Source organism: Mycobacterium sp. (genome assembly GCF_965230835.1).
Lineage (GTDB): Bacteria > Actinomycetota > Actinomycetes > Mycobacteriales > Mycobacteriaceae > Mycobacterium.
Window position 1 is genome coordinate 197,662 of the sequence record NZ_CBDDLW010000002.1, and the last position, 23,064, is coordinate 220,725.

The following is a 23,064-nucleotide window of genomic DNA, read 5'->3' on the forward strand; positions in this document are numbered from 1 at the left end:
CGTGCTTGCGGCGACCGATCAACTGTTCACTGACTCGTCCGCGGCAGCGGAACCGAACCTGTACGCCCGGAGATGTCGCACCAGTTCGTCCATCGTCGCGGCGTCTGCAATGCCAGGCTGTTTGAACACGGCCTTACCGTTCTTGAACGCCATCAATGTGGGCAAGAACTTGACTTGCGCCAGCGATACCAGATCCTGCTCAGTTTCGATGTTGACCTTGCCGTGCACGACGTCAAAGTGTTTGTTTGACGACGCTTGGTAAGTCGGCGTCAACACTTCGCACGGTCCGCACAGCGGAGCCCAAAAATAGACCAACACGTTGGTATTTGCATCGAGTGTGTGCTTGAAATTCACAGCGGTGAGATCTCGGGTAGCCATTTGTGTCCCTAACCCCGGCAGCATCCCTGGCTTGGTCGGCTCAACGACATTGAGCGTACTTATGCCACCGCGACAACGTTGCCGAATTTCTGCCATCACCGCCGGGGCAGCTCGCACGACTCCAGCTCGCACAACGCTGGCGGCAGTGGCGCACCGTGATAGCGATGCAGGCTGGTGACCGCGCCATCGCATGTCCTGCTTGAAACCCAGGTTACGGTTGCGTACGTTTTCCGATCTCGGAGAGACTTGGAGCCACTTGTCCAGAATGAAGGGAACCGCGTTGGGACACTACATCGCCAATGTCCGAGATCTTGAGTTCAATCTGTTCGAGGTCCTTGAGCTCGGCGCCGTGCTGGGGACCGGCCGCTACAGTGATCTCGACACCGACACGGTCCGCACGATCCTCGCTGAAGCCGCCCACTTGGCCGAAGGCCCCGTCGCCGAATCCTTCGCCTTCGCCGACCGCAACCCACCGGTATTCGACCCAGATACGCACTCCATCAGCGTGCCCGACGAGTTGGCCAAAACAGTGCAGGCGATCAAAGACGCCGAGTGGTGGCGGCTAGGCCTAGCTGAGGACATCGGCGGCATGCCCGCTCCACCACCGCTGACCTGGGCAGTCAACGAAATGATCTTCTGCGCCAATCCGTCTGCTGGCTTTCTCAATATGGGCCCATTCATGGCCCAAGCGCTCTATATGGAGGGCAACGAACAGCAGCGGCAGTGGGCGGCGAAGGGCATCGAGCGCGGCTGGCAGGCCACAATGGTGCTCACTGAACCCGACGCAGGCTCCGATGTCGGCGCGGCCCGAGCCAAGGCCATCGAACAACCTGACGGGACTTGGCACATCGAGGGCGTCAAACGTTTCATTTCGGGCGGAGACGTCGGCAACACCGCCGAGAATATCTTTCATCTGGTCCTGGCCCGTCCCGAAGGAGCAGGCCCGGGCACTAAAGGGCTGAGCCTGTTCTACGTTCCCAACTATCTCTTCGACCCCGATACCTTTGAGCTCGGTCCCCGCAACGGGGTTTTCGCCACCGGGCTAGAGCACAAGATGGGGCTGAAGTCTTCCCCCACCTGCGAGCTGACTTTTGGCGCAACCGATGTCCCGGCGGTCGGATACCTGGTCGGCGATGTGCACAACGGGATTGCACAGATGTTTACCGTGATCGAGAACGCTCGCATGACGATCGGCGTCAAATCCGCGGGAACCCTGTCCACGGGTTATCTGAACGCATTGGCCTTCGCGAAAGAGCGCGTACAAGGTGCGGACCTCACCCAGATGACCGACAAGACCGCACCACGCGTCACGATCATCCACCATCCCGATGTACGCCGTAGTCTGATGACTCAGAAGGCCTATGCGGAGGGACTGCGGGCACTCTATATGTACGCGGCGGCGCACCAGGACGACGAAGTCGCTCAACTGGTTTCGGGTGCCGACCACGACCTGGCGCACCGAGTTGATGACCTGCTACTACCCATTGTCAAAGGGGTGGGCTCCGAACGAGCCTACGAAGTCCTGACCGAGTCGCTGCAGACGCTTGGTGGCTCAGGCTTTCTGACCGATTATCCGCTGGAGCAGTACATTCGCGACTCCAAGATCGATTCGCTATACGAGGGCACCACGGCTATCCAGGCACTCGACTTCTTTTTCCGCAAGGTTGTGCGCGACCATGGCCAGGCCCTCACGCATGTGACAGCTCAGATCAGCAAAACCATCGAGACCTGTACTACGGCACTGAAACCCGAAGCGGAACTGCTGCAGATCGCGCTGGACGACGTCACGGCGATGACGGGCGCCTTGACCGCATATCTGATGTCTGCGGCGGAACGCCGCACGGAAATCTACAAGGTCGGGCTCGTGTCGGTGCGGTACCTCATGGCCGTGGGCGACCTGCTGATCGCCTGGCGGTTGCTGGCGCAAGCTCACGTCGCTCACACCGCTCTAGCAAACACGACGGCCGCTGGCGACGGCGCGAAAGACGCCGCGTTCTATCAGGGCAAGATCGCGACCGCCGAGTTCTTCGCGAAGAATATGCTGCCGAAACTCGCCGGAGTGCGCAGCGTCATCGAGTCCATAGACGACGAGATCATGCGCCTGTCCGAAGACGCCTTCTGACCGGACCTACCAATAGCATTCTCAAAAGCCCAGCCCGGGTAGGGGTTCAGACAGTGAAGCCGAGAGCACGAAGCTGCTCGCGCCCGTCATCGGTAATCTTGTCTGGCCCCCACGGCGGGTTCCACACCCAGTTGATCCGCATGTCGCTAACCAAACCACTGCCGACCAATGCGCTTCGTGACTGGTCCTCGATCACATCTGTCAGCGGACAGGCTGCCGACGTCAAGGTCATGTCGACCAAAGCAACCGTTCCTTCGTCTCCGTCTTCCAGGGTCAATCCGTAAACCAGACCCAGATCGACGACGTTGATTCCCAACTCTGGATCCACAACATCGCGCATCGCCTCCTCGACATCGGCGAGCAACTCGTCGTCTGTCGCGGTAGTTTCACTCATCCCTGACCTCCTCGAATGAATCTTCCGACCGACTCAATGCTGGTTTGGTCCTGCTGGCCTGAGCCAGCGCATGGGTTTCTGCACCAGCCTGAAGCAGTGCGTCCTTGAAAGCCATCCACCCGAGCAACGCACACTTCACCCGCGCCGGGTATTTGGCTACGCCGGCGAACGCGACACCGTCACCGAGAACATCTTCGTCACCCTGCACGGTTCCGCGCGAAGACACCATTTCCACAAAAGCGTCGACAGTCTTGAGTGCCTCGGACACGCTCTGCCCGATTACCTGCTCGGTGAGCACCGAGGTCGAAGCCTGGCTGATCGAACAGCCCTGCCCATCGTAAGAGACATCTGCGATTTCAACACCATTGTCCGACATCGCGACCCGCAGCGTCACCTCATCGCCGCAGAGTGGGTTCACGTGGTATACCTGCGCACCGAACGGCTCCCGCAACCCACGATGCTGCGGGTGTTTGTAGTGATCCAGAATCACATCCTGATAGATCTGGTCCAGACGCACCGTAACCTCACGCCCCGCCGAAGAATTCCAGGGAACGCCGTACACCGGCAACTAGGCGATCCACCTCTTCGACGGTGTTGTATACCGCGAATGACGCCCTCGCAGTAGCCGCCAATCCGAACCTGCGGTGCAGCGGCAATGCGCAATGATGGCCAACCCGCACAGCCACACCGTCGTCATCGAGCACCTGACCGACATCGTGGGCATGCACACCGTCAACGACGAACGAAACCGGCGATCCGCGGTTGTCCGTCGATGTAGGCCCAACAATTCGAACGCCGTCGATTACGGACAGGCCGTCCAGAGCCGCGGCAACCAAATCCCGTTCGTGAGCTTCAACAGCATCCATGCCGATAGCACCGAGATAACGTGTCGCAGCAGCTAATCCGACCACTTGGGAAGTCATCGGAGTTCCAGCCTCGAACCGTTGCGGAGGCGCCGCGTAACTGGTGGCTTCCATGGTCACTGTTTCGATCATCGAACCACCGGTGATAAACGGCGGCATAGCCGATAACAGGTCTCGTCGACCGTAAAGTACGCCGATCCCATTGGGGCCAAACATTTTATGCCCGGAAAACGCAGCGAAATCAACATCCAATTCGTGAAAGTCGACCGGCTGGTGTGGCACCGACTGGCAAGCGTCCAGTACGGTCAGTGCGCCCACCTTCTTCGCGCGCCCGACTAGTTCCCCGACTGGCGCTACCGCTCCGGTCACATTGGAGTGATGGCTGAAGGCGACAACTTTGACGCGCGCGTCGAGTTGCAGCGAGTCCAGGTCAATACGCCCGCTTTCAGTCACGCCGTACCAGCTCAGCGTGGCTCCGGTGCGCCGCGCCAACTCCTGCCACGGGATCAGGTTCGCGTGGTGCTCGAGCTCGGAAGTGACGATGACATCTCCGGGACCCAGCGCCGCATGAAACCGCTTGTCGCCCAGCACATACGACACCAAATTGAGCGCCTCGGTAGCGTTCTTGGTGAACACCAGTTCGTCAACATCGACACCGACGAAAGCCGCGACATCGGCACGGCCCTGCTCGTATTCATCAGTCGCCTCTTCCATCAGCTGATGCGCTCCTCGGTGAACCGCACCGTTGGAAGTGGTGAGAAATTCACGCTCGGCGTCCAGTACCTGCACGGGGCGCTGAGACGTCGCACCGGAATCTAGGTACGCCAACTGATTTCCGCTTCGCATGATCCGACTCAGGATCGGGAAATCGGCCCGAATCGCAGCCACGTCCGGAGCGCTCGGCCGGCTCACCGAGATGGTCATGTTCAGGCTCCCGCGGTCGCCGCTTGGGTGAAGCGTACGTAGCCGTTCTGCTCGAGCTCGTCGGCCAGCGCCGAGCCGCCGGATTCCGCGATGCGCCCCCCGACGAACACGTGCACGTACTCCGGATGGATATAGCGCAGAATACGAGTGTAGTGGGTGATCAACAGGATCCCACCGTGCTCGGATTCGGCGTACCGGTTGACTCCCCCACTCACCACGCGCAAAGCATCGACGTCCAATCCGGAATCGGTCTCGTCGAGAACCGCGATCTTGGGCTTGAGCAGCTCCAGCTGCAGAATCTCGTGACGCTTCTTCTCACCGCCGGAAAAACCTTCGTTGACGTTGCGCTCGGCGAAGGCAGGGTCGATTTCCAGGCCGGCCATTGCGGCTTTGACCTCTTTCACCCAGTGCCGCAGCTTCGGCGCCTCGCCGCGGATGGCGGTCGCTGCTGACCGCAGAAAGTTCGACACCGACACACCAGGCACCTCGACGGGATACTGCATGGCCAAGAACAAGCCGGCTCGAGCACGCTCGTCGATGCTCATATTCAGGACATCTGCACCGTCCAGAAGGATAGATCCCTGGGTAACTCGATACTTGGGGTGACCCGCAATGGCATATGACAACGTGGACTTTCCAGAGCCGTTGGGCCCCATCAACGCATGCGTCTCACCGGATTTCACGGTCAGATCCACCCCTTTGAGAATAGGGATCTCGCGTTCGCCATCCGCGGCGTTGGGGTTGTCGACACTGACATGCAGGTCTTTAACTTCTAATGTCGTCATGAGGCTGATGATCTCGATTCCGTGATGGCTAGTTCATTTTCGATGGCTGCGGTCAGACGTTCCCGTATGCCGGGAACCGATATTTTGGAAATGATCTCGCCGAAGTACCCGCGCACCACGAGCCGGCGGGCTTGCTCTTCTGGAATCCCGCGAGACCGAAGGTAGAACAGCTGCTCGTCATCGAAACGCCCCGTGGCGCTGGCATGCCCGGCGCCAACGATTTCACCGGTCTCGATCTCTAAGTTTGGCACCGAATCAGCACGCGCACCGTCGGTAAGCACCAGGTTCCGATTCACCTCAAAGGTGTCGGTGCCGGTGGCTTCAGCACGGATCAGAACATCGCCCACCCACACAGCGTGCGCGTCTGGCCGCGATGAAGCCGGATCTCCTTGTAGTGCACCTTTGTAAAGGACATTCGACCGACAGTCGGGATGAGCATGATCGATCAGCAACCGAGACTCAAGGTGCTGGCCGTCGTCAGCGAAGTACAGGCCCAGCAACTCGGCGTCCCCGCCCGGTCCGGAAAACTGAACGCGGGCCGACGTGCGTACCAGATCTCCACCCAGCGTCACTGTGACATGGCGTAGCACCGCGTCTTTGCCGAGCCGAGCATGGTGCGCGCTGACGTGGACCACATCGTCGGCCCAGTCCGCGATCCACACCACCGTAAGCCGGGCGGCGTCGTCAACAATGAACTCGGTGTTGTCGGCGTACGTTCCACTTCCCCGGTGGTCGACAACCACCACGACGTCACTGAGTTCCCCGACTCTTATTTGCAGATGCCCATAGGCCACTGCACCCTGGCCAGGGCCTGTGACGGTGATGTTCAATGGCTCAGCAGTCTGCGTGTCACGATCGACGGTAACCACAGTGGCAGACTTGAACGACGAATACGCTTGAGCTGCAACACGATCGGTGGGAGCACCGGCATATCCGCGCCGTTGGTCGCCGCGGCCCGTGGTCTCCACCCGTACGCCAGGCTGATCTTCGACAGTCAGGCCGGCGTCACCGGGAACGCTCTCGCCGGATCCGGCGGAACCGTCGTGCAGCCCACGCAACCGCCGCAACGGGGTAAACCGCCAGAGCTCGTCGCGACCGTGTGGGACCTCGAAGGCATCGACGTCGAAAGAGGCGAACAACTCTCCTTTGTTCAGCGCGGCAAGTGAAGACCCGGCTGGAGACTCTGGCTTAGCTTCTTGCAACGTCGTCGTCAGATTCTCGGCGGTCATCCGACCGCACCCTCCATCTGCAGCTCGATCAACCGGTTGAGTTCCAACGCATACTCCATGGGCAGTTCCTTGGCAATTGGCTCGACAAAGCCGCGCACGACCATAGCCATCGCCTCATCCTCGGTCAGCCCACGGCTCATCAGGTAGAACAGCTGGTTCTCACTGACTTTCGACACTGTTGCCTCGTGGCCCATGGTGACGTCGTCCTCGCGGATGTCGACGTAGGGGTAGGTGTCGCTGCGGCTGACCGTGTCGACCAGCAGCGCATCGCATTTCACGCTGGAGCGCGACCCGTACGATCCTTTGTTTACCTGCACCAGGCCACGGTAGGAAGCGCGACCGCCACCGCGGGCCACCGACTTGGACACGATGTTGCTCGACGTGTTCGGCGCCAGGTGCAGCATCTTCGCGCCGGTGTCCTGGTGCTGACCTTCGCCAGCAAACGCCACCGACAGCACCTCACCCTTGGCGTGCTCACCTGTCATCCAGACCGCCGGATACTTCATCGTCACCTTCGACCCGATGTTGCCGTCGATCCACTCCATGGTGGCTCCCGCTTCGGCACGGGCCCGCTTGGTAACCAAGTTATAGACGTTGTTCGACCAATTCTGGATGGTGGTATAGCGGCAACGACCGCCCGGCTTCACAATGATCTCCACCACTGCCGAATGTAGCGAGTCCGACTTGTAGATCGGAGCTGTACAACCTTCTACATAGTGAACGTATGCGTTCTCATCAACGATGATCAGCGTCCGCTCAAACTGGCCCATGTTCTCGGTATTGATCCGGAAGTAGGCCTGAAGCGGGATGTCGACATGCACACCCGGCGGCACGTAGATGAAGCTGCCACCCGACCATACAGCGGTGTTCAGAGCCGAGAATTTGTTGTCCCCGGCCGGAATGACGGTGCCAAAATGCTGCTTGAAGATGTCTGGGTGCTCCCGCAGACCCGTATCAGTGTCAAGAAAAATGACCCCCTGGGCCTCTAGATCTTCCCTGATCTGGTGGTAAACCACCTCCGACTCATACTGAGCCGCTACGCCCGCAACTAGCCGTTGCTTCTCCGCTTCCGGGATGCCCAACCGGTCATAGGTGTTGCGAATCTCCTCAGGCAGCTCATCCCAGCTCGCGGCCTGCTTCTCGGTGGAGCGGACGAAATACTTGATGTTGTCGAAATCGATGCCCTCAAGATTGGAGCCCCACTTCGGCATGGGCTTGCGGTCGAAGATACGCAGCGCCTTGAGCCGAACCTGCAGCATCCAGTCCGGCTCATCTTTCTTCGCAGAGATGTCGCGGACTACCTCCTCGGAAAGTCCGCGCTGCGCGCTGGCACCCGCGACGTCGGAGTCCGCCCAGCCGTAGCCGTAGGTGCCCAGCGAGTCGATAGTCTCGCGCTGGCTCAACGGGCCGGCGGCAGTCTTTGCTACCTCAGGCGTGAGGGTCATACAGACGCTCCTTTGGTGTTCGTTGTGTGTGAGCGCGGGCTGAGCGCCGGCGTAAGTGGCACGTGAGTGGTGCAGGCGCAGTCGCCGTTGACAATGGTCGCCAGTAACTGCACATGAGTGCCGAGCACCTCTGCCATGGCGCGCTGTTCGGCTTTGCATAACTCCGGGAATTCCTCGGCGACATGGGCAACCGGGCAGTGATGCTGACAGATCTGAACGCCATGAATCGGCCCGCCCACCCGTGTGGTGTTGGCGACATAGCCCGCCTTCGTCAGCGCACCCGCGACCCGTTCCGCGGCCGCTTCGACCGAGGCGTCGTCAGCGTTTTCGGCTGGCTCAACATCAGCCAGGATCGCATCGATTCGCCGTCTGGCGAACGTATGGACAGCTTCGTCGCCGCCGATTTCGCGCAGCTGCCGCATCGCCGCGGCGGCCAAATCGTCATAAGTGTGGTCCAGCTTGGACCGCCCTGCCGCGGTCAGCCGATAGCGCTTGGCCGGCCGGCCGCGACCCACTTGCTGCCACGCCGCGGCAGCAGTGGATTCGGCGTCACCAGCCTCGATCAGTGCGTCGAGATGCCGGCGCACCCCCGCCGCCGATAAACCCAGCCGCTCACCGATCTCGCTGGCAGTGATCGTTCCGGACTCCAGGAGCAAGCGCACGATCCCGCGACGGGTGTGACCGTCCGACCCGGCGGTAACGGCCGTGTAGGCTTCACCGAGCCCAGGACCCAACTCGGACTGGATTTTCACAACACCAGTGTGACTCAATTCGTGGAATCGGTCCACCAAGGGTGGCCTGAGTTCGGGGTTGCGCTGGTCACACCGCCAGCGGGGCACAACGCTTCCTAAACCTGCGGCTACGCTGCTCTGATGGCAACCCGCCAGCACAAGCTGAGTTCGTCAATCGCGAGCTTGCACGGCGACGAGCCAGCCGTGGGCTCGCCGTTAAACGATGCCGAGCTCACTGCAATGGCGCGCACCCGCGTATTCGGCGCCACCGGCACCGTGCTGATGGCAATTGGAGCACTGGGCGCCGGCGCCCGGCCGGTCGTTCAAGATCCCACCTTCGGTGTCCGGCTACTCAATCTGCCGTCGCGAATTCAGACCGTGTCATTGACGATGACCACGACAGGTGCGGTCATGATGGCGCTGGCCTGGCTGATGCTCGGCCGATTCGCCCTGGGCAAAAGGCGCATGTCGCGGGGCGAACTCGACCGCACCCTGCTGTTGTGGATGCTGCCGCTGCTGATCGCGCCGCCGATGTACAGCAAGGATGTCTATTCCTACCTGGCACAGAGTCAGATCTCGTTCGAGGGACTCGACCCCTATCGGGTAGGCCCGGCGTCCGGCCTAGGCCTCGGCCACGTGTTCACTCTTTCGGTTCCTAGCCTATGGCGGGAGACTCCGGCGCCCTACGGTCCGTTGTTCTTGTGGATCGGGCGCGGAATATCCGCACTCACCGGGGAGAACATCGTCGCCGCCGTTCTCTGCCATCGACTGATGGTCCTGATCGGGGTCAGCCTGATCGTTTGGGCGACACCGCGGCTAGCGCAGCGCTGCGGAGTCGCTGAGGTGAGCGCGCTCTGGCTGGGTGCCGCCAACCCACTCCTGTTCATGCATCTGGTAGCCGGCATCCACAACGAGGCACTGATGCTCGGGCTGATGCTGACGGGCGTCGAATTCGCGCTGCGGGGAGTCGATGCCCCGAAGCTCATCCCAAAGTCGTGGCGACTCGGCGCGGAATGGGCACCGCTTGGCATGCTGCTGGCAGGCTCAATCCTGATCACACTGTCATCGCAAGTGAAGCTGCCATCGCTGCTGGCGTTGGGATTTGTCGCCGCAGCGCTCGCGTACCGCTGCGGGGGCACCGTGCGGGCGCTGCTGCTGATCGGCGGCGGGATGTCGGCATTGTCGCTGGCGGTGATGGCTCTCGTCGGCTGGGCCAGCGGTCTCGGTTTCGGCTGGATCCACACACTAGGCACCGCCAATGTGGTGCGAAGCTGGATGTCGCCACCCACATTGCTGGCCCTGGGCACCGGACAAGTGGGGATTCTGCTGGGATTGGGCGATCACACCACCGCCGTGCTGTCCCTGACCCGCGGTATTGGCGTCATGAGCATCATGCTGATCGTCTGCTGGCTGTTGCTTGCCGTCTTCCGCGGCCGACTGCACCCGATCGGTGGCCTGGGCGTCGCGCTGGGCCTCACCGTCCTGCTGTTTCCGGTGGTACAGCCGTGGTACCCGTTGTGGGCCATCATTCCGCTCGCCGCCTGGGCAACCCGCACCGGATTTCGAGTCGCGGTAATCGCCGTCACCATCATCGTCGGCGTCTTCGGCCCGACGGCCAACGGCGACCGCTTCGCGCTATTCCAGATTGTGGATGCCACCGTGGCCAGCACCATCATTGTGCTGTTACTCATAGCGCTCACCTACACCCGGCTACCGTGGCGGCGATTGCCAACCCACACTCGCCAAACCCATCTGGAAGCCGCCATTGATGCGGAAAGAGCCGCAGATACTCCCGAGATGCCCGGAGCGACTCCGGGGCCCAGTTCGGCGCCCCTCCGGCCGACTGCGACACCCGACGCCTACGCTGACTCCACGTGAACTCGCCCGGCAGGGTTTCGCCATCGACACCCACTTCCGAAATCGTCTTGCGGCTGCGCGGTGTATCCAAGCACTACGGGGCTCTGACAGCCGTATCCGCCCTTGATCTCGACGTCCATGCGGCAGAAGTAATGGCCTTGCTGGGTCCGAACGGGGCCGGTAAAACCACAACCGTCGAAATGTGCGAGGGCTTCGTGCGCCCGGACGCCGGCACCATCGAGGTGCTCGGTCTAGACCCAATCACCGACAACGCGCGACTGCGGGCGCGCATCGGGGTGATGCTGCAAGGCGGCGGCGGCTATCCGGCGGCGCGCGCCGGCGAAATGCTCGAATTGGTGGCCGCCTATGCCGCCAACCCGCTCGATCCGCAGTGGCTTTTGGACACTTTGGGCCTCACCGAGGCGGCCCGGACCACCTATCGGCGGCTATCCGGAGGCCAGCAGCAACGGCTTGCGCTGGCCTGCGCACTGGTCGGTCGTCCCGAACTGGTGTTTCTCGACGAGCCCACCGCAGGCATGGATGCTCACGCGCGGCTGCTGGTGTGGGAACTGATCGACACACTACGTCGCGACGGCGTGACGGTAGTGCTCACTACCCACCAGCTCAAAGAGGCCGAAGAACTCGCCGACCACCTCGTCATCATCGACCATGGAGTGACGGTGGCCACCGGTACGCCGGCTGAGCTGATGCGTCGCGGCGCCAAAGACCAGTTGAGGTTCACCGCGCCCCCTCGACTTGATTTGTCTCCGTTAGCAGCCGCACTGCCAGACGAGTACCGGGCCGAAGAGATGACGCCAGGCGACTACCTGGTCGAGGGCCCGGTCGACCCGCACGTACTAGCGGCCGTCACAGGGTGGTGCGCACGCATTGACGTGCTGATCACCGATATGCGAGTGGAGCGGCGAAGCCTCGAAGATGTGTTCCTCGACCTTACCGGCAGGAAGTTGCGGCAATGACTCAAGAAGCGAATACCGCTGGCCCGCTGTTCCCCGCGGGGACATTCACCCCTGACCCACGCCCCAGCGCCGTCGCTCGGATGCTTGCTGCGCAGTTCAAACTCGAACTGAAACTGCTGTTACGCAACGGCGAGCAACTGCTGCTCACAATGTTCATTCCGATCACGCTGCTGATCGGGCTCTCATTGCTGCCGCTCGGCTCGTTCGGCCAGAACCGCGCCGCTACCTTCGTCCCGATCATCATGGCGCTGGCGGTGATCTCGACTGCATTCACCGGGCAAGCCATCGCGATCGCGTTCGACCGCCGCTATGGCGCGCTCAAACGGCTCGGGGCTACCCCGCTGCCGGTCTGGGGAATCATTGTCGGCAAGTCACTGGCAGTTGTAGCCGTTGTATTTCTACAGGCAATTATATTGGGCACCATCGGATTTGCCCTCGGTTGGCGGCCAGCGCTGGCAGCCTTGACCTTGGGCGCAGCCGTTATCGCGCTCGGCACCGCCGGCTTTGCGGCTCTCGGCCTGCTCCTTGGCGGCACCATGCGAGCTGAAATTGTCCTGGCCGTCGCCAACCTGATGTGGTTCGTCTTCGCGGGGTTCGGCGCCTTGACTGTGGAGACGACCGTCATACCAACGGCGGTCAAATGGGTAGCCCGACTCACCCCGTCCGGCGCGCTTACCGAAGCGCTATCACAGGCCAGCCACGTTCCGCCCTTCTCCGTGGACTGGTTCGGGGTTGTCGTCCTGGTTGGCTGGGGAACGCTGGCCGCCCTGGCCGCGCGACGCTGGTTCCGATTCACCTGAGGGGCTGCCGCCACTTCCACCAATCAGCAGAAACACCACCGACGCGGCTACGTGCTAGCGTCGTGCGACGAGACCTGTCTAAGCCCTTACTACGATGTGTAGTTTTCCTTGTCCTACGATCGGACGGTGCCTGTCGGACGAGTGCTGTTGTGGTTGGTAGACCTGCTGCCCAACCCGACACTGCGGGTCCAGCGGATCATTGCCGCAGCGGTCATCCTTACCCAAAGCGGGATCGCCGTCACCGGCGCGATCGTCCGCGTCACCGCGTCGGGGCTCGGCTGTCCCACCTGGCCACAGTGTTTTCCAGGCAGCTTCACCCCGGTGGCGGTCGCTGAGGTGCCACGAATTCACCAGTTTGTCGAGTTTGGCAACCGAATGATCACCTTCGCCGTCGTAATCGCAGCGGCGCTAGCCGTACTCGCCGTGACCAGAGCGCGCCGACGCACCGAAGTCCTTGTATATGCATGGCTGATGCCGGTTTCGACGATCGTTCAAGCAGTGATCGGCGGCATCACGGTGCGCACCGGGCTGATGTGGTGGACCGTCGCCGTCCACCTACTGGCATCGATGACGATGGTGTGGTTGTCAGTATTGCTCTACGTCAAGGTCGGCGAGCCCGACAACGAGATCATCGAGATACAGCGCGTGGCCAAGCCGTTGCGCCTGCTTGCGGCACTGAGCGCGGTCAATCTGGCCGCAATTCTGGTGACCGGAACGCTGGTAACTGCGGCCGGACCGCATGCTGGTGACCGAAGTTCCACCCGGACGGTGCCGCGACTACACATAGACATCCCCACCTTGGTGCACATGCATTCGTCGTTGCTGGTCTCGTTTTCGGCTCTGTTGGTCGGGCTATGCTTCGGGTTGCTTGCCATCGACGCAAGCCGTGCGATCCTGATCCGGCTGGCTACGTTGCTCGCTCTGGTATTCGGCCAAGCCGTAGTCGGCACTACGCAATACTTCACCGGCGTGCCTGCCACCCTGGTCGCTGTGCACGTGGCCGGCGCTGCGGCGTGTACCGCCGCCACCGCGGCATTATGGGCGTCGATGCGAGAGCGGGCCGAGCCCGCGCCGCTCCAAGGCTGAAGCCACGCACAACGCGAAGTCACGTTGGGCAAGGTCTCGGCTGTCGGCGTGTAGCCGAAGCCATTCCAGCGAAGGGTCCACCAATTGCAATTCCAGCAACATCGCATCGCGGGCGCCTCCTACCACATGAGCCCGCGCGAAAAGCAACTCGCTGACATCGATACCCACCTGGGCGGCCGCGGCAGCCAGCGCAGCGACGCCTACATCCCAAATCTCGAAGTCGGGCTCGGTCTGGCGCAGCACCTGGCCGTGTTTGGCGAATGCGTGCGACGGCGCACCTCCGAGAAAGATAAGCACTGTTTCGACAGCCGAATCGCCGGGTTGCACCACCACCGTCTGCCCAGCGGCATGCAGCTCTGTTGCGTATGCAACAGCTGCGGACCGATTTCCGCAGCGCCGTGTCCCGGAGCCCACACCGGGGCTGATGAAGACGTGGCCGCGCCGTGGTAGCAAGATCTGCTGGCCGGGCGCATACGCTTGCCCCGGTACCGTCGGCACTCCCCTGCCTGCGAGGTCACCCAGATAGCGCCGGTCGACATTCCAGGCGACGGCAGCGGGAACGTTCAGCAGGTTCTGCACGCCGACCGTCCAAGCCAGAAACTCGTCAAGCCGCTGCGCGTAATCGCGGGTGGCTCGCAATATCACCAGATGCGCGCGGGTGACTTCGGGGTCATCCCAGGACAACCATCGAGCATGCAATCCACGGTGGCCTAATGCCGGCACCAGCCCAGCATCATCGCCGTCGCCGGCGAGCTGCTGCGGACAACCGGCCAGCACGATGCGCGGGTGGAAGATGTCCGGCCGGGCGAGCTTCATGTCCGGGCATGATAACCACATGCACGCAATCGAAGTCACTGAAACAGGGGGCCCCGAGGTCCTTCGGTATGTCGACTACCCGAAACCCGATCCAGGCCCAGGTCAGCTACTGATCAGGGCTGAGGCAATCGGAGTCAACTTCATCGACACCTACTTCCGGTCGGGGCAGTATCCACGCGAACTGCCGTTCATCGTCGGTTCCGAGGTGTGTGGCACCGTAGTCGCCACGGGCGAGGGAGGCGACGCTGGCGACATCGGCGTGGGCGACCGCGTGGTCAGCGCTTCAGCAGCAGGCGGCTACGCCGAATTCTGCACTGCACCACCAATTTTGACCGCAAAGGTGCCGGAAGGCGTCTCTTCCGAGGTAGCCGCATCGGCGCTCCTCAAAGGCCTGACCGCGCATTACCTGCTCACGTCGGTGTATCCGGTCAAAAAGGGCGACAGTATTTTGGTGCATGCCGGTGCCGGCGGCGTTGGGCTGATCCTGACCCGCTGGGCCACCCATCTGGGTGCGCGGGTTATCACCACCGTCTCAACTCCAGCGAAAGAACGGCTATCCCGGGATGCCGGCGCGGAGGAGGTACTCGCCTACCCCGAAGATACCGAGCAGTTCGCCGAGCAGGTTCGCGCACTGACCGGCGGCACCGGAGTAGCGGCGGTTTACGACGGCGTAGGCGCCAGCACGTTCGACGCCAGCCTTGCCAGCCTCGCCGTCCGCGGGACTCTGGCACTGTTCGGTGCGGCCAGCGGACCTGTTCCGCCGGTCGATCCGCAGCGCCTCAACGCTGCCGGTTCGGTCTACCTCACTCGTCCCTCCCTGGTTCATTTCATCAGCACCAGACCGGAATTCGGCCAGCGGGCCACAGCGTTGTTCGACGCGATCGCCCGCGACGTCGTCAGCATCGAAATCGGAGGGCGCTATCCGCTGGCCGAAGCCAGCAGAGCGCACGAGGACCTGCAGAGCCGCAAAACGGCCGGCTCGCTCGTGCTGCTGCCCTAACCGGGGTGAGCCCAATCAGAACAGGGTCGGCAATGAGATAGCGGAGTCGACCGCCAACGCACAGAACACGACCGCTAGGTAGTTGTTCGATTGCAAGAAAAGCCGGAGCGGCTTGACGGACTCACCGGCGCGGACCCCGGCGTACAACTGGTGCGCCATCGTCAGAAACCACACCCCGGCTACCACCGCTACCGCCGCATAAAGCCATCCGGTGGCCATCGCTAGCACCAGCGTCGCCAGGACGGTCACCCACGTGTAAATCAAGATCTGCTTAGTGACCTGACGTTCGGTTGCGACGGCCGGCAACATCGGAATGCCAGCCATTTGGTAGTCCTCCTTGTACCGCATCGCCAATGCCCAGGTATGCGGCGGCGTCCAGAAGAAGATCACAGCGAACATCGCCAGCGCCGGCCATCCGACTGTGCCGGTAATCGCCGACCAACCGATCATCACCGGCATGCAGCCGGCCGCCCCACCCCACACCACGTTTTGCGACGTACGGCGCTTGAGGATAAGCGTGTAGACGAACACATAGAACGCGACAGTTGCGACGGCCAGGAGGCCCGACAGCAGGTTGGTTGTGCGCCACAACCAGAAGAACGAGCCGACGCTGAGCAACAGCCCCACCGCCAGGGCGTTTCTGGTCGGGACAGCAGCCCGCGCCAGGGGCCGTCGCGCTGTTCGCTTCATCACCTTGTCGATATCGGCGTCGGCCACACAGTTGAGCGTGTTGGCGCCGCCGGCCGCCAGCATCCCACCGATCAGCGTGTTGAGCATCAGCAGCGGATGCACGGTGCCGCGATCGGCCAACAACATCGCGGGTATCGCGGTGACCAGAAGCAGCTCTACTACCCGCGGTTTGGTCAGCGCCAGGTATGCCAGCAGCGTGTCCGACATCCGGCTCGGCGCGACGCGCCCGCGAACACTCACGCAATTACTCCTTGGGATCGCAGCCGCGCGCAGCTTCTACTACGCACGATGGTAGACCCGTTGACCGGTGCGGCGACGCCGCAGGGTCGATTCATCGCCGATTGTGGGCGCAAGCCCAGCCGTTTGGCAGCGCGCGCGGTCGATTGCGTGGGCGACTAGACCACACTGGACGAACTTCGATCCAACGCGACGCACCCCCTCGACACGGCTGCGTACGCTGCGACAGATCCGTCACCGTGGATCAGCGGTCGAGGCGCCCTCGACCCCGACCACACATCGGAAATTGACCTATCTGCGTCGAGCTGGCAGCCGTTGACGCGGTAGAACTAGCGTCAGGTGGCTCATGTATTGGCATGACCACGCGTCAACTGAGATTTCCCGATCCAAGGACAAACCGATGCCCGCGACCTACCCGGCTGCCACCGAGCAGCCAGACCCGCCGCGGCGCCGCGACCGCACACACTGGCTCTACATTGCCGTCGTTGTTGCCGTATTCGCTGGTGTCGCTGTGGGCATGCTGGCTCCGGAGGTGGGCAAGAGTGTCGCCGTCCTGGGCACGATGTTCGTCGACCTGATCAAGATGATGATCGCGCCGGTGATCTTCTGCACGATCGTGCTCGGCATCGGATCGGTCCGCAGCGCAGCCACCATCGGCAAAGTGGGTGGCCTGGCCTTGCTGTACTTCCTGGTGATGTCGACCTTCGCCTTGGCGATCGGGTTAGTAGTCGGCAACCTGATGCACCCCGGCGCAGGCTTAGCGCTTTCCGGCAACAGCGCCAGTGTCGGCGCCACTCTCGCCCAGAAAACACGCGAGTCGAGCGGCCTGCTGGACGTCATTCAGAGCATCATTCCAACCACGATGCTCTCGGCATTGACTGCGGGCAGCGTGCTGCAGGCGCTGTTCGTTGCCCTGTTGGTTGGTTTCGCCATCCAGGCGATGGGCCCGGCAGGTCAGCCGATTCTGTACGGCATTACGCAGCTGCAGAGGCTGGTGTTCAAGGTCCTCGTCATGGTCTTGTGGCTAGCCCCCATCGGAGCGTTCGGTGCAATCGCCAACGTGGTCGGCCAGACCGGCTGGGCCGCGGTGATCCAACTGCTGACACTTATGCTTGGTTTTTACCTCACCTGCCTGGTGTTCGTATTCGGTCTGCTGGGCGCCACGCTGCGCATGGTGGCTCGGGTTTCGATCCTCAAGCTGGTTCGTTACTTAGCCCGCGAGTATCTTCTGATCGTTGCAACCTCATCGTCGGAGTCCGCGCTGCCAAGGCTGATCGCCAAGATGGAGCATCTCGGTGTTGATCGCGGCACCGTCGGTGTCGTGATACCGACTGGCTACTCGTTCAATCTGGACGGCACCGCGATCTATCTCACGATGGCGTCGCTGTTCATCAGCAGTGCTCGGGGCCATCCATTGTCACTCAGCGAACAGATAGGCCTGCTGCTCTTTATGATCGTGGCGTCCAAAGGCGCAGCTGGCGTGGCCGGTGCGGGTCTGGCGACGCTGGCGGCCGGACTGCAGGCCCACCGCCCAGACTTGCTCGACGGAGTCGGACTGATCGTCGGTATTGACCGGTTCATGGCAGAGGCCCGTTCATTGACCAATTTCTCCGGCAACGCGGTCGCGACGTTATTGGTGGGCTCATGGACCAGAACGGTCAACCTGGACCGAGTCAACGCCGTGTTAGATGGCTTCGCCCCTTTCGACGAGCAAACGATGCTCGACGATCACACACACGGTGCGACGCGTCTCACACGCGCGCTACCCGGATAATTCCAGGACGAAGCAAATAAGTGGGGCTCGGATGGGTCCTGCCTGCAGCTGCCGGCAATCCCACACTAGGGTGGGATTGATCAGTTTGATGTTGATGACCTAAGGACTGAGGACTGAATTTGTGACCACACTCGAAGAGATCTCCGCGCTCACCCAACCGCGCCATCCCGACGACTGGACCGAGATCGATTCGGCTGCGGTCGATACCGTCCGCGTGCTGGCTGCCGATGCCGTCCAAAAGGTCGGCAACGGGCACCCCGGAACGGCGATGAGCCTGGCCCCGCTGGCCTACACGCTGTTTCAGCGGGCCATGCGCCACGATCCCAGCGACACCGGATGGCTAGGCCGCGACCGATTCGTGTTGTCCTGTGGCCACAGCAGTCTGACTCTCTACCTGCAGCTCTACCTCGGTGGATTCGGCCTGGAGCTATCCGACATAGAGGCGCTTCGCACCTGGGGATCGAAAACACCGGGGCACCCGGAGTTCAGGCACACCCCGGGAGTGGAGATCACCACCGGGCCATTGGGCCAGGGTTTGGCCTCAGCGGTCGGTATGGCGATGGCCGCACGCTACGAGCGTGGCCTTTTCGATCCGGACGCTGAACCGGGAACCAGCCCATTCGATCACCATATCTACGTGATCGCCTCTGATGGAGACATCGAGGAGGGCGTGACGTCTGAGGCATCGTCGCTGGCAGCGGTGCAGCAACTGGGCAACCTCATTGTCTTTTATGACCACAACCAAATCTCGATCGAGGATGACACCAACATCGCCTTATGCGAGGACACCGCCGCGCGCTATCGCGCCTACGGCTGGCACGTGCAGGAGGTTGAAGGCGGCGAGAACGTCGTTGGCATCGAAGAGGCCATCGCCCACGCGAAAGCCGCTACCGACCAGCCCTCTTTCATCTCGCTGCGCACCATCATCGGCTACCCGGCGCCCAATCTGATGAATACCGGGAAAGCCCATGGCTCGGCTCTTGGTGATGACGAAGTGGCGGCCACGAAGAAAGTCCTGGGGTTCGATCCCGACAAGACCTTCGACGTCCGTGAGGACGTCATCACCCACACCCGGGGTTTGGTGGGCCGCGGCAAAGAGGCCCACCAACAGTGGCAACGCGAGTTCGAACAGTGGGCCGAGCGCCAACCAGAACGCAAAGCACTGCTGGACCGGCTGTTCGCGCAGCAACTGCCCGACCGCTGGGACGATGAGTTGCCGTATTGGGAACCCGGGTCTAAGGCAGTGGCCACCCGCGCCGCTTCCGGAGCGGTGCTGGCCGCTGTAGGGCCAAAGCTGCCTGAGTTGTGGGGTGGCTCCGCCGACCTTGCCGGCAGCAACAACACCACCATGGCCGGCGTCGACTCCTTCGGCCCGCCGTCGATTTCCACGAAGGACTACACCGCGAACTGGTACGGCCGGACTCTGCATTTCGGGATTCGCGAACACGCGATGGGCGCCATCCTGTCCGGCATCGCGCTGCACGGCCCCACCCGGGCTTACGGTGGCACCTTCCTACAGTTCTCCGACTACATGCGCCCCGCGGTGCGGCTCGCGGCGCTGATGGACGTCGACGCGATCTATGTATGGACGCACGACTCGATCGGCTTGGGCGAAGATGGCCCTACCCATCAGCCGATCGAGCACCTTTCGGCACTGCGCGCCATCCCCGGGCTATCCGTGATTCGCCCCGCCGACGCGAATGAGACAGCCTATGCATGGCGCACGATCCTGGCCCGCGGCGGCACCAGCGGACCAGCCGGACTGATTCTGACCCGCCAGGGTGTGCCGGTGCTGGAAGGCACCAACGCCGAAGGCGTCGCTCGCGGCGGCTACGTAATAGGCGACGAAGGTTTAGAGCCGGGCGAGCAACCCGACATCGTTCTGATCGCGACCGGCTCCGAAGTTCAGCTCGCGGTCACGGCTCAAAAGCTGTTGGCAGACAACGACATCATTGCGCGGGTAGTGTCCATGCCCTGCGTGGAGTGGTTCGAGTCCCAACCGCAGGATTACCGCGACGCGGTATTGCCGCCTTCGGTGTCGGCCAGGGTCGCGGTCGAGGCCGGCGTCGCACAATGCTGGCACAAGCTGGTCGGCGACACAGGCAAGATCGTGTCGATCGAGACCTACGCGGAATCCGCGGACCAGAAGACCTTGTTCCGCGAGTACGGCTTCACACCGGAAGCCGTCGCCGCCGCCGCGGAGCAGGCACTGGAAAACTGAGAAAGGGCGATTCAGATGACCCAGAACAGCAACCTCGCCGCGCTGAGTGCCGCTGGTGTATCGGTTTGGTTGGACGACCTGTCCAGAGACCGGTTGCAGTCGGGCAATCTGCAGGAGCTGATCGACACAAAGAGCGTCGTCGGCGTAACCACCAACCCGTCCATCTTCCAGAAGGCTCTGTCGGATGGCCACTCCTACGACACCCAGATAGCGGAGCTAGCCGAGCGTGGCGCCGATGTGGATGCCACCATACGCACCGTCACCACTGATGACGTGCGCAGCGCGTGCGACGTGCTGGCGCCGCAGTGGGAAGCCTCCGATGGAGTCGACGGCCGGGTATCTATAGAGGTCGATCCGCGGCTAGCCCATGAAACCGACAAGACTATTCGGCAGGCGATCGAACTGTGGAAGATCGTCGACCGACCCAACTTGTTCATCAAGATCCCGGCCACCAAGGCCGGCTTACCGGCCATCACCGGCGTTCTGGCGGAAGGAATTTCGGTGAACGTCACCCTGATCTTCTCAGTCGAACGCCACCGCGAGGTGATGGACGCCTACCTGGCCGGAATGGAGAAGGCGCGAGAAGCAGGACACGACTTGTCCAAAATCCATTCGGTGGCATCATTTTTCGTTTCCCGCGTGGATACCGAAATCGACATGCGGCTAGACAAAAACAGCTCTGGGCGAGCTCTCGAATTGCGCGGCCAGGCCGGTGTGGCCAACGCGCGACTGGCCTACGCCGCCTATCAGGAAGTCTTCGATGGCGGCGACCGATACCAAGCGCTCAAGGCCGACGGAGCGCGGGTGCAGCGACCGCTGTGGGCCTCGACCGGCGTCAAGAACCCCGCCTACTCCGACACCCTCTATGTCACCGAATTAGTCGCACCGCACACGGTAAACACGATGCCGGAGAAAACCATTGACGCTGTCGCCGAACACGGCATCGTCACTGGCGACACGGTCAGCGGCACCGCTTCCGCTGCCCAGGAAGTGTTCGACGCGCTGCAGGCCGTCGGGATCGATCTGCCGGATGTCTTCAACGTGCTCGAGAACGAAGGCGTGCAAAAGTTCGAGGCTGCCTGGAACGAACTCCTCACCGAAACCCAGGCTCAACTCGACACCACGGCCAAATGAACGAGGCCGGCATCCGGTCCCGAGCCACGGCTGGTGCCGAGCAGTGGCATAACCCGCTACGGGACAAGCGGGACAAGCGCCTGCCCAGAATCGCTGGCCCGTGCAGCATGGTAATTTTCGGCGTCACCGGAGACCTGGCCCGCAAGAAAGTAATGCCGGCCGTCTACGACCTAGCCAACCGCGGCCTGTTGCCGCCTACATTCGCTCTGGTCGGATTCGCCCGTCGCGACTGGGATACTGAGGATTTCGGCGATGTGGTCTACCAGGCAGTCAAGCAGCACTGCCGGACACCCTTCCGACAGGAGAACTGGGATCGGCTGGCCGAAGGATTTCGTTTCGTACCAGGTGCTTTCGACAATGACGATGCGTTTGCCCAACTTGCCGAGACCCTGAAGAAGCTCGACGCAGAGCGGGGTACCGGCGGCAACCACGCCTTCTACCTGGCTATCCCACCCAAGTCGTTTCCCGTGGTCTGCGAGCAGCTGCACAAGTCTGGCCTGGCCCGGCCGGAAGGCGACCGGTGGAGCCGGGTCGTTATCGAGAAACCCTTCGGCCATGACCTAGCCAGCGCACGTGACCTGAACACCGCGGTCAACGCGGTTTTCCCCGAGGAATCGGTCTTTCGCATCGACCACTATCTCGGCAAAGAAACGGTACAGAACATCCTGGCGCTGCGATTCGCCAACCAACTTTTCGACCCGGTCTGGAACGCGCACTACGTTGACCACGTGCAGATCACCATGGCCGAGGATATCGGGCTGGGCGGACGAGCCGGCTACTACGACGGGATCGGCGCCGCCCGTGACGTCATTCAGAACCATCTGATGCAACTACTAGCACTTACCGCGATGGAAGAGCCGGTCAGCTTCAACCCGTCCGCGCTACAGGCCGAGAAGATCAAAGTGCTCTCTGCGACGCACCTCGCCGAGCCGCTCCATGAGACCACGAGCCGCGGTCAATACACCACCGGTTGGCAGGGCGGCGAGAAGGTGGTAGGGCTGCTCGACGAGGAAGGTTTCGCTACCGACTCAACCACCGAGACATTCGCCGCCATCACGCTCGAAGTCGATACCCGCCGCTGGGCCGGTGTACCGTTTTACCTGCGGACCGGAAAACGCTTGGGCCGCAGGGTGACCGAAATCGCGCTGGTGTTCAAACGCGCGCCTCACCTGCCATTCGACGCAACCATGACCGACGAACTGGGCACCAACGCCATGGTAATCCGGGTGCAGCCCGACGAGGGCGTCACACTACGGTTCGGATCGAAGGTGCCGGGCACGGCGATGGAAGTCCGCGATGTCAACATGGACTTCTCCTACGGCTCGGCGTTCTCCGAAGAGTCCCCAGAGGCTTACGAGCGCTTGATCCTCGACGTGTTGCTCGGCGAGCCGTCCCTATTTCCGGTTAACGCGGAGGTCGAATTGGCTTGGCAAATACTCGATCCCGCTCTCGATAACTGGGCAGCACACGGCACGCCCGAACCCTATGAGGCTGGCACCTGGGGGCCCCAGTCATCCTTCGAAATGCTGAGCCGCGCCGGGCGAGAATGGCGGCGGCCATGATGAGCGCGAGCGACACACCGCGAAGCGGCGATTGGGAGT

At 62.2% G+C, this 23,064-nt stretch carries 20 protein-coding genes; 10 read left to right on the forward strand and 10 right to left on the reverse strand.

The window, feature by feature from the left end:
- Positions 1-18: 18 nt before the first annotated feature.
- Entirely contained in the window at positions 19-378 is a 360-nt protein-coding gene (locus ACO07W_RS01420; RefSeq protein ID WP_421840206.1) for a thioredoxin family protein, read from the reverse strand.
- A 280-nt stretch (positions 379-658) separates the two neighbouring features.
- Between ACO07W_RS01420 and ACO07W_RS01425 the strand changes: the two genes are divergently transcribed.
- Complete coding sequence (locus tag ACO07W_RS01425) at positions 659-2,500, forward strand: acyl-CoA dehydrogenase (protein WP_421845750.1); 1,842 nt, start codon at positions 659-661, stop codon at positions 2,498-2,500.
- Positions 2,501-2,546: 46 nt separating this feature from the next.
- Here ACO07W_RS01425 and ACO07W_RS01430 read toward each other — a convergent pair whose 3' ends face one another.
- The 7 genes from ACO07W_RS01430 to ACO07W_RS01460 are packed head-to-tail and all read right to left on the reverse strand — an operon-like array spanning position 2,547 to position 8,979.
- Positions 2,547-2,894 (reverse strand): metal-sulfur cluster assembly factor, encoded by a 348-nt coding sequence (locus tag ACO07W_RS01430; RefSeq protein ID WP_421840207.1) that lies wholly within the window; start codon positions 2,892-2,894, stop codon positions 2,547-2,549.
- Positions 2,887-3,456: a Fe-S cluster assembly sulfur transfer protein SufU gene (gene sufU / locus ACO07W_RS01435; RefSeq protein ID WP_421845751.1), complete on the reverse strand. Its 570-nt coding sequence runs from the start codon at positions 3,454-3,456 to the stop codon at positions 2,887-2,889. Before sufU ends, ACO07W_RS01430 begins: the two co-directional genes overlap by 8 nt.
- Positions 3,419-4,681 (reverse strand): cysteine desulfurase, encoded by a 1,263-nt coding sequence (locus tag ACO07W_RS01440; protein WP_421840208.1) that lies wholly within the window; start codon positions 4,679-4,681, stop codon positions 3,419-3,421. The genes sufU and ACO07W_RS01440 overlap by 38 nt, the downstream gene beginning before the upstream one ends.
- A 2-nt stretch (positions 4,682-4,683) precedes the next feature.
- Positions 4,684-5,466 (reverse strand): Fe-S cluster assembly ATPase SufC, encoded by a 783-nt coding sequence (gene sufC, locus ACO07W_RS01445; protein WP_421840209.1) that lies wholly within the window; start codon positions 5,464-5,466, stop codon positions 4,684-4,686.
- Entirely contained in the window at positions 5,463-6,695 is a 1,233-nt protein-coding gene (gene sufD, locus ACO07W_RS01450) for a Fe-S cluster assembly protein SufD (RefSeq protein ID WP_421840210.1), read from the reverse strand. The genes sufC and sufD overlap by 4 nt, the downstream gene beginning before the upstream one ends.
- A complete protein-coding gene (gene sufB, locus ACO07W_RS01455; RefSeq protein WP_421840211.1) occupies positions 6,692-8,140 on the reverse strand; it encodes a Fe-S cluster assembly protein SufB in 1,449 nt (482 codons plus the stop codon). The genes sufD and sufB overlap by 4 nt, the downstream gene beginning before the upstream one ends.
- Positions 8,137-8,979: a helix-turn-helix transcriptional regulator gene (locus ACO07W_RS01460; protein ID WP_421840212.1), complete on the reverse strand. Its 843-nt coding sequence runs from the start codon at positions 8,977-8,979 to the stop codon at positions 8,137-8,139. Before ACO07W_RS01460 ends, sufB begins: the two co-directional genes overlap by 4 nt.
- 33 nt (positions 8,980-9,012) lie before the next feature.
- Here ACO07W_RS01460 and mptB point away from each other — a divergent pair, with 33 nt between their 5' ends.
- The 4 genes from mptB to ACO07W_RS01480 all read left to right on the forward strand — a co-directional run bounded on the left by mptB (position 9,013) and on the right by ACO07W_RS01480 (position 13,591).
- The gene (mptB, locus tag ACO07W_RS01465) at positions 9,013-10,749 is read left to right on the forward strand and encodes a polyprenol phosphomannose-dependent alpha 1,6 mannosyltransferase MptB (protein WP_421840213.1); all 1,737 of its coding nucleotides are present in this window, start codon (positions 9,013-9,015) and stop codon (positions 10,747-10,749) included.
- Entirely contained in the window at positions 10,746-11,705 is a 960-nt protein-coding gene (locus tag ACO07W_RS01470; protein ID WP_421840214.1) for an ABC transporter ATP-binding protein, read from the forward strand. The genes mptB and ACO07W_RS01470 overlap by 4 nt, the downstream gene beginning before the upstream one ends.
- Positions 11,702-12,505 (forward strand): ABC transporter permease, encoded by an 804-nt coding sequence (locus ACO07W_RS01475; RefSeq protein ID WP_421840215.1) that lies wholly within the window; start codon positions 11,702-11,704, stop codon positions 12,503-12,505. Before ACO07W_RS01470 ends, ACO07W_RS01475 begins: the two co-directional genes overlap by 4 nt.
- Positions 12,506-12,658: 153 nt before the next feature.
- The gene (locus tag ACO07W_RS01480; RefSeq protein WP_421845752.1) at positions 12,659-13,591 is read left to right on the forward strand and encodes a COX15/CtaA family protein; all 933 of its coding nucleotides are present in this window, start codon (positions 12,659-12,661) and stop codon (positions 13,589-13,591) included.
- On the opposite strand, the gene ACO07W_RS01485 is transcribed toward ACO07W_RS01480, so the two are convergent.
- Positions 13,541-14,407, reverse strand: a complete 867-nt coding sequence (locus ACO07W_RS01485; protein ID WP_421840216.1) for a hypothetical protein — start codon at positions 14,405-14,407, stop codon at positions 13,541-13,543. The genes ACO07W_RS01480 and ACO07W_RS01485 overlap by 51 nt on opposite strands.
- A 19-nt stretch (positions 14,408-14,426) precedes the next feature.
- On the opposite strand from ACO07W_RS01485, the gene ACO07W_RS01490 reads away from it, so the two are divergent.
- The gene (locus ACO07W_RS01490) at positions 14,427-15,407 is read left to right on the forward strand and encodes a quinone oxidoreductase family protein (protein ID WP_421840217.1); all 981 of its coding nucleotides are present in this window, start codon (positions 14,427-14,429) and stop codon (positions 15,405-15,407) included.
- Between the two features lie 15 nt (positions 15,408-15,422).
- On the opposite strand, the gene ACO07W_RS01495 is transcribed toward ACO07W_RS01490, so the two are convergent.
- The gene (locus ACO07W_RS01495) at positions 15,423-16,337 is read right to left on the reverse strand and encodes a heme o synthase (RefSeq protein WP_421840218.1); all 915 of its coding nucleotides are present in this window, start codon (positions 16,335-16,337) and stop codon (positions 15,423-15,425) included.
- A 397-nt stretch (positions 16,338-16,734) separates the two neighbouring features.
- Here ACO07W_RS01495 and ACO07W_RS01500 point away from each other — a divergent pair, with 397 nt between their 5' ends.
- The 4 genes from ACO07W_RS01500 (at position 16,735) to zwf (ending at position 23,025) form a co-directional block, all read left to right on the forward strand.
- Positions 16,735-18,108, forward strand: a complete 1,374-nt coding sequence (locus ACO07W_RS01500) for a cation:dicarboxylate symporter family transporter (protein WP_421840219.1) — start codon at positions 16,735-16,737, stop codon at positions 18,106-18,108.
- Between the two features lie 121 nt (positions 18,109-18,229).
- Positions 18,230-20,329, forward strand: coding sequence for a transketolase (tkt, locus tag ACO07W_RS01505; protein WP_421840220.1), 2,100 nt, complete (start codon positions 18,230-18,232; stop codon positions 20,327-20,329).
- Between the two features lie 15 nt (positions 20,330-20,344).
- Complete coding sequence (gene tal / locus ACO07W_RS01510) at positions 20,345-21,463, forward strand: transaldolase (RefSeq protein ID WP_421840221.1); 1,119 nt, start codon at positions 20,345-20,347, stop codon at positions 21,461-21,463.
- Entirely contained in the window at positions 21,460-23,025 is a 1,566-nt protein-coding gene (gene zwf, locus ACO07W_RS01515; protein ID WP_421840222.1) for a glucose-6-phosphate dehydrogenase, read from the forward strand. The genes tal and zwf overlap by 4 nt, the downstream gene beginning before the upstream one ends.
- Positions 23,026-23,064: the final 39 nt, after the last annotated feature.

Bases quoted from the DNA above. Each gene is read 5' to 3' on its own strand.
- sufB (WP_421840211.1), bottom strand. From the start codon at position 8,140: ATGACCCTCACGCCTGAGGTAGCAAAGACTGCCGCCGGCCCGTTGAGC.
- tal (WP_421840221.1), top strand. From the start codon at position 20,345: ATGACCCAGAACAGCAACCTCGCCGCGCTGAGTGCCGCTGGTGTATCG.
- mptB (WP_421840213.1), top strand. From the start codon at position 9,013: ATGGCAACCCGCCAGCACAAGCTGAGTTCGTCAATCGCGAGCTTGCAC.
- ACO07W_RS01485 (WP_421840216.1), bottom strand. From the start codon at position 14,407: ATGAAGCTCGCCCGGCCGGACATCTTCCACCCGCGCATCGTGCTGGCC.
- ACO07W_RS01420 (WP_421840206.1), bottom strand. From the start codon at position 378: ATGGCTACCCGAGATCTCACCGCTGTGAATTTCAAGCACACACTCGAT.
- ACO07W_RS01475 (WP_421840215.1), top strand. From the start codon at position 11,702: ATGACTCAAGAAGCGAATACCGCTGGCCCGCTGTTCCCCGCGGGGACA.
- ACO07W_RS01430 (WP_421840207.1), bottom strand. From the start codon at position 2,894: ATGAGTGAAACTACCGCGACAGACGACGAGTTGCTCGCCGATGTCGAG.
- zwf (WP_421840222.1), top strand. From the start codon at position 21,460: ATGAACGAGGCCGGCATCCGGTCCCGAGCCACGGCTGGTGCCGAGCAG.
- ACO07W_RS01490 (WP_421840217.1), top strand. From the start codon at position 14,427: ATGCACGCAATCGAAGTCACTGAAACAGGGGGCCCCGAGGTCCTTCGG.
- sufC (WP_421840209.1), bottom strand. From the start codon at position 5,466: ATGACGACATTAGAAGTTAAAGACCTGCATGTCAGTGTCGACAACCCC.
- sufD (WP_421840210.1), bottom strand. From the start codon at position 6,695: ATGACCGCCGAGAATCTGACGACGACGTTGCAAGAAGCTAAGCCAGAG.
- ACO07W_RS01500 (WP_421840219.1), top strand. From the start codon at position 16,735: ATGCCCGCGACCTACCCGGCTGCCACCGAGCAGCCAGACCCGCCGCGG.
- ACO07W_RS01440 (WP_421840208.1), bottom strand. From the start codon at position 4,681: ATGACCATCTCGGTGAGCCGGCCGAGCGCTCCGGACGTGGCTGCGATT.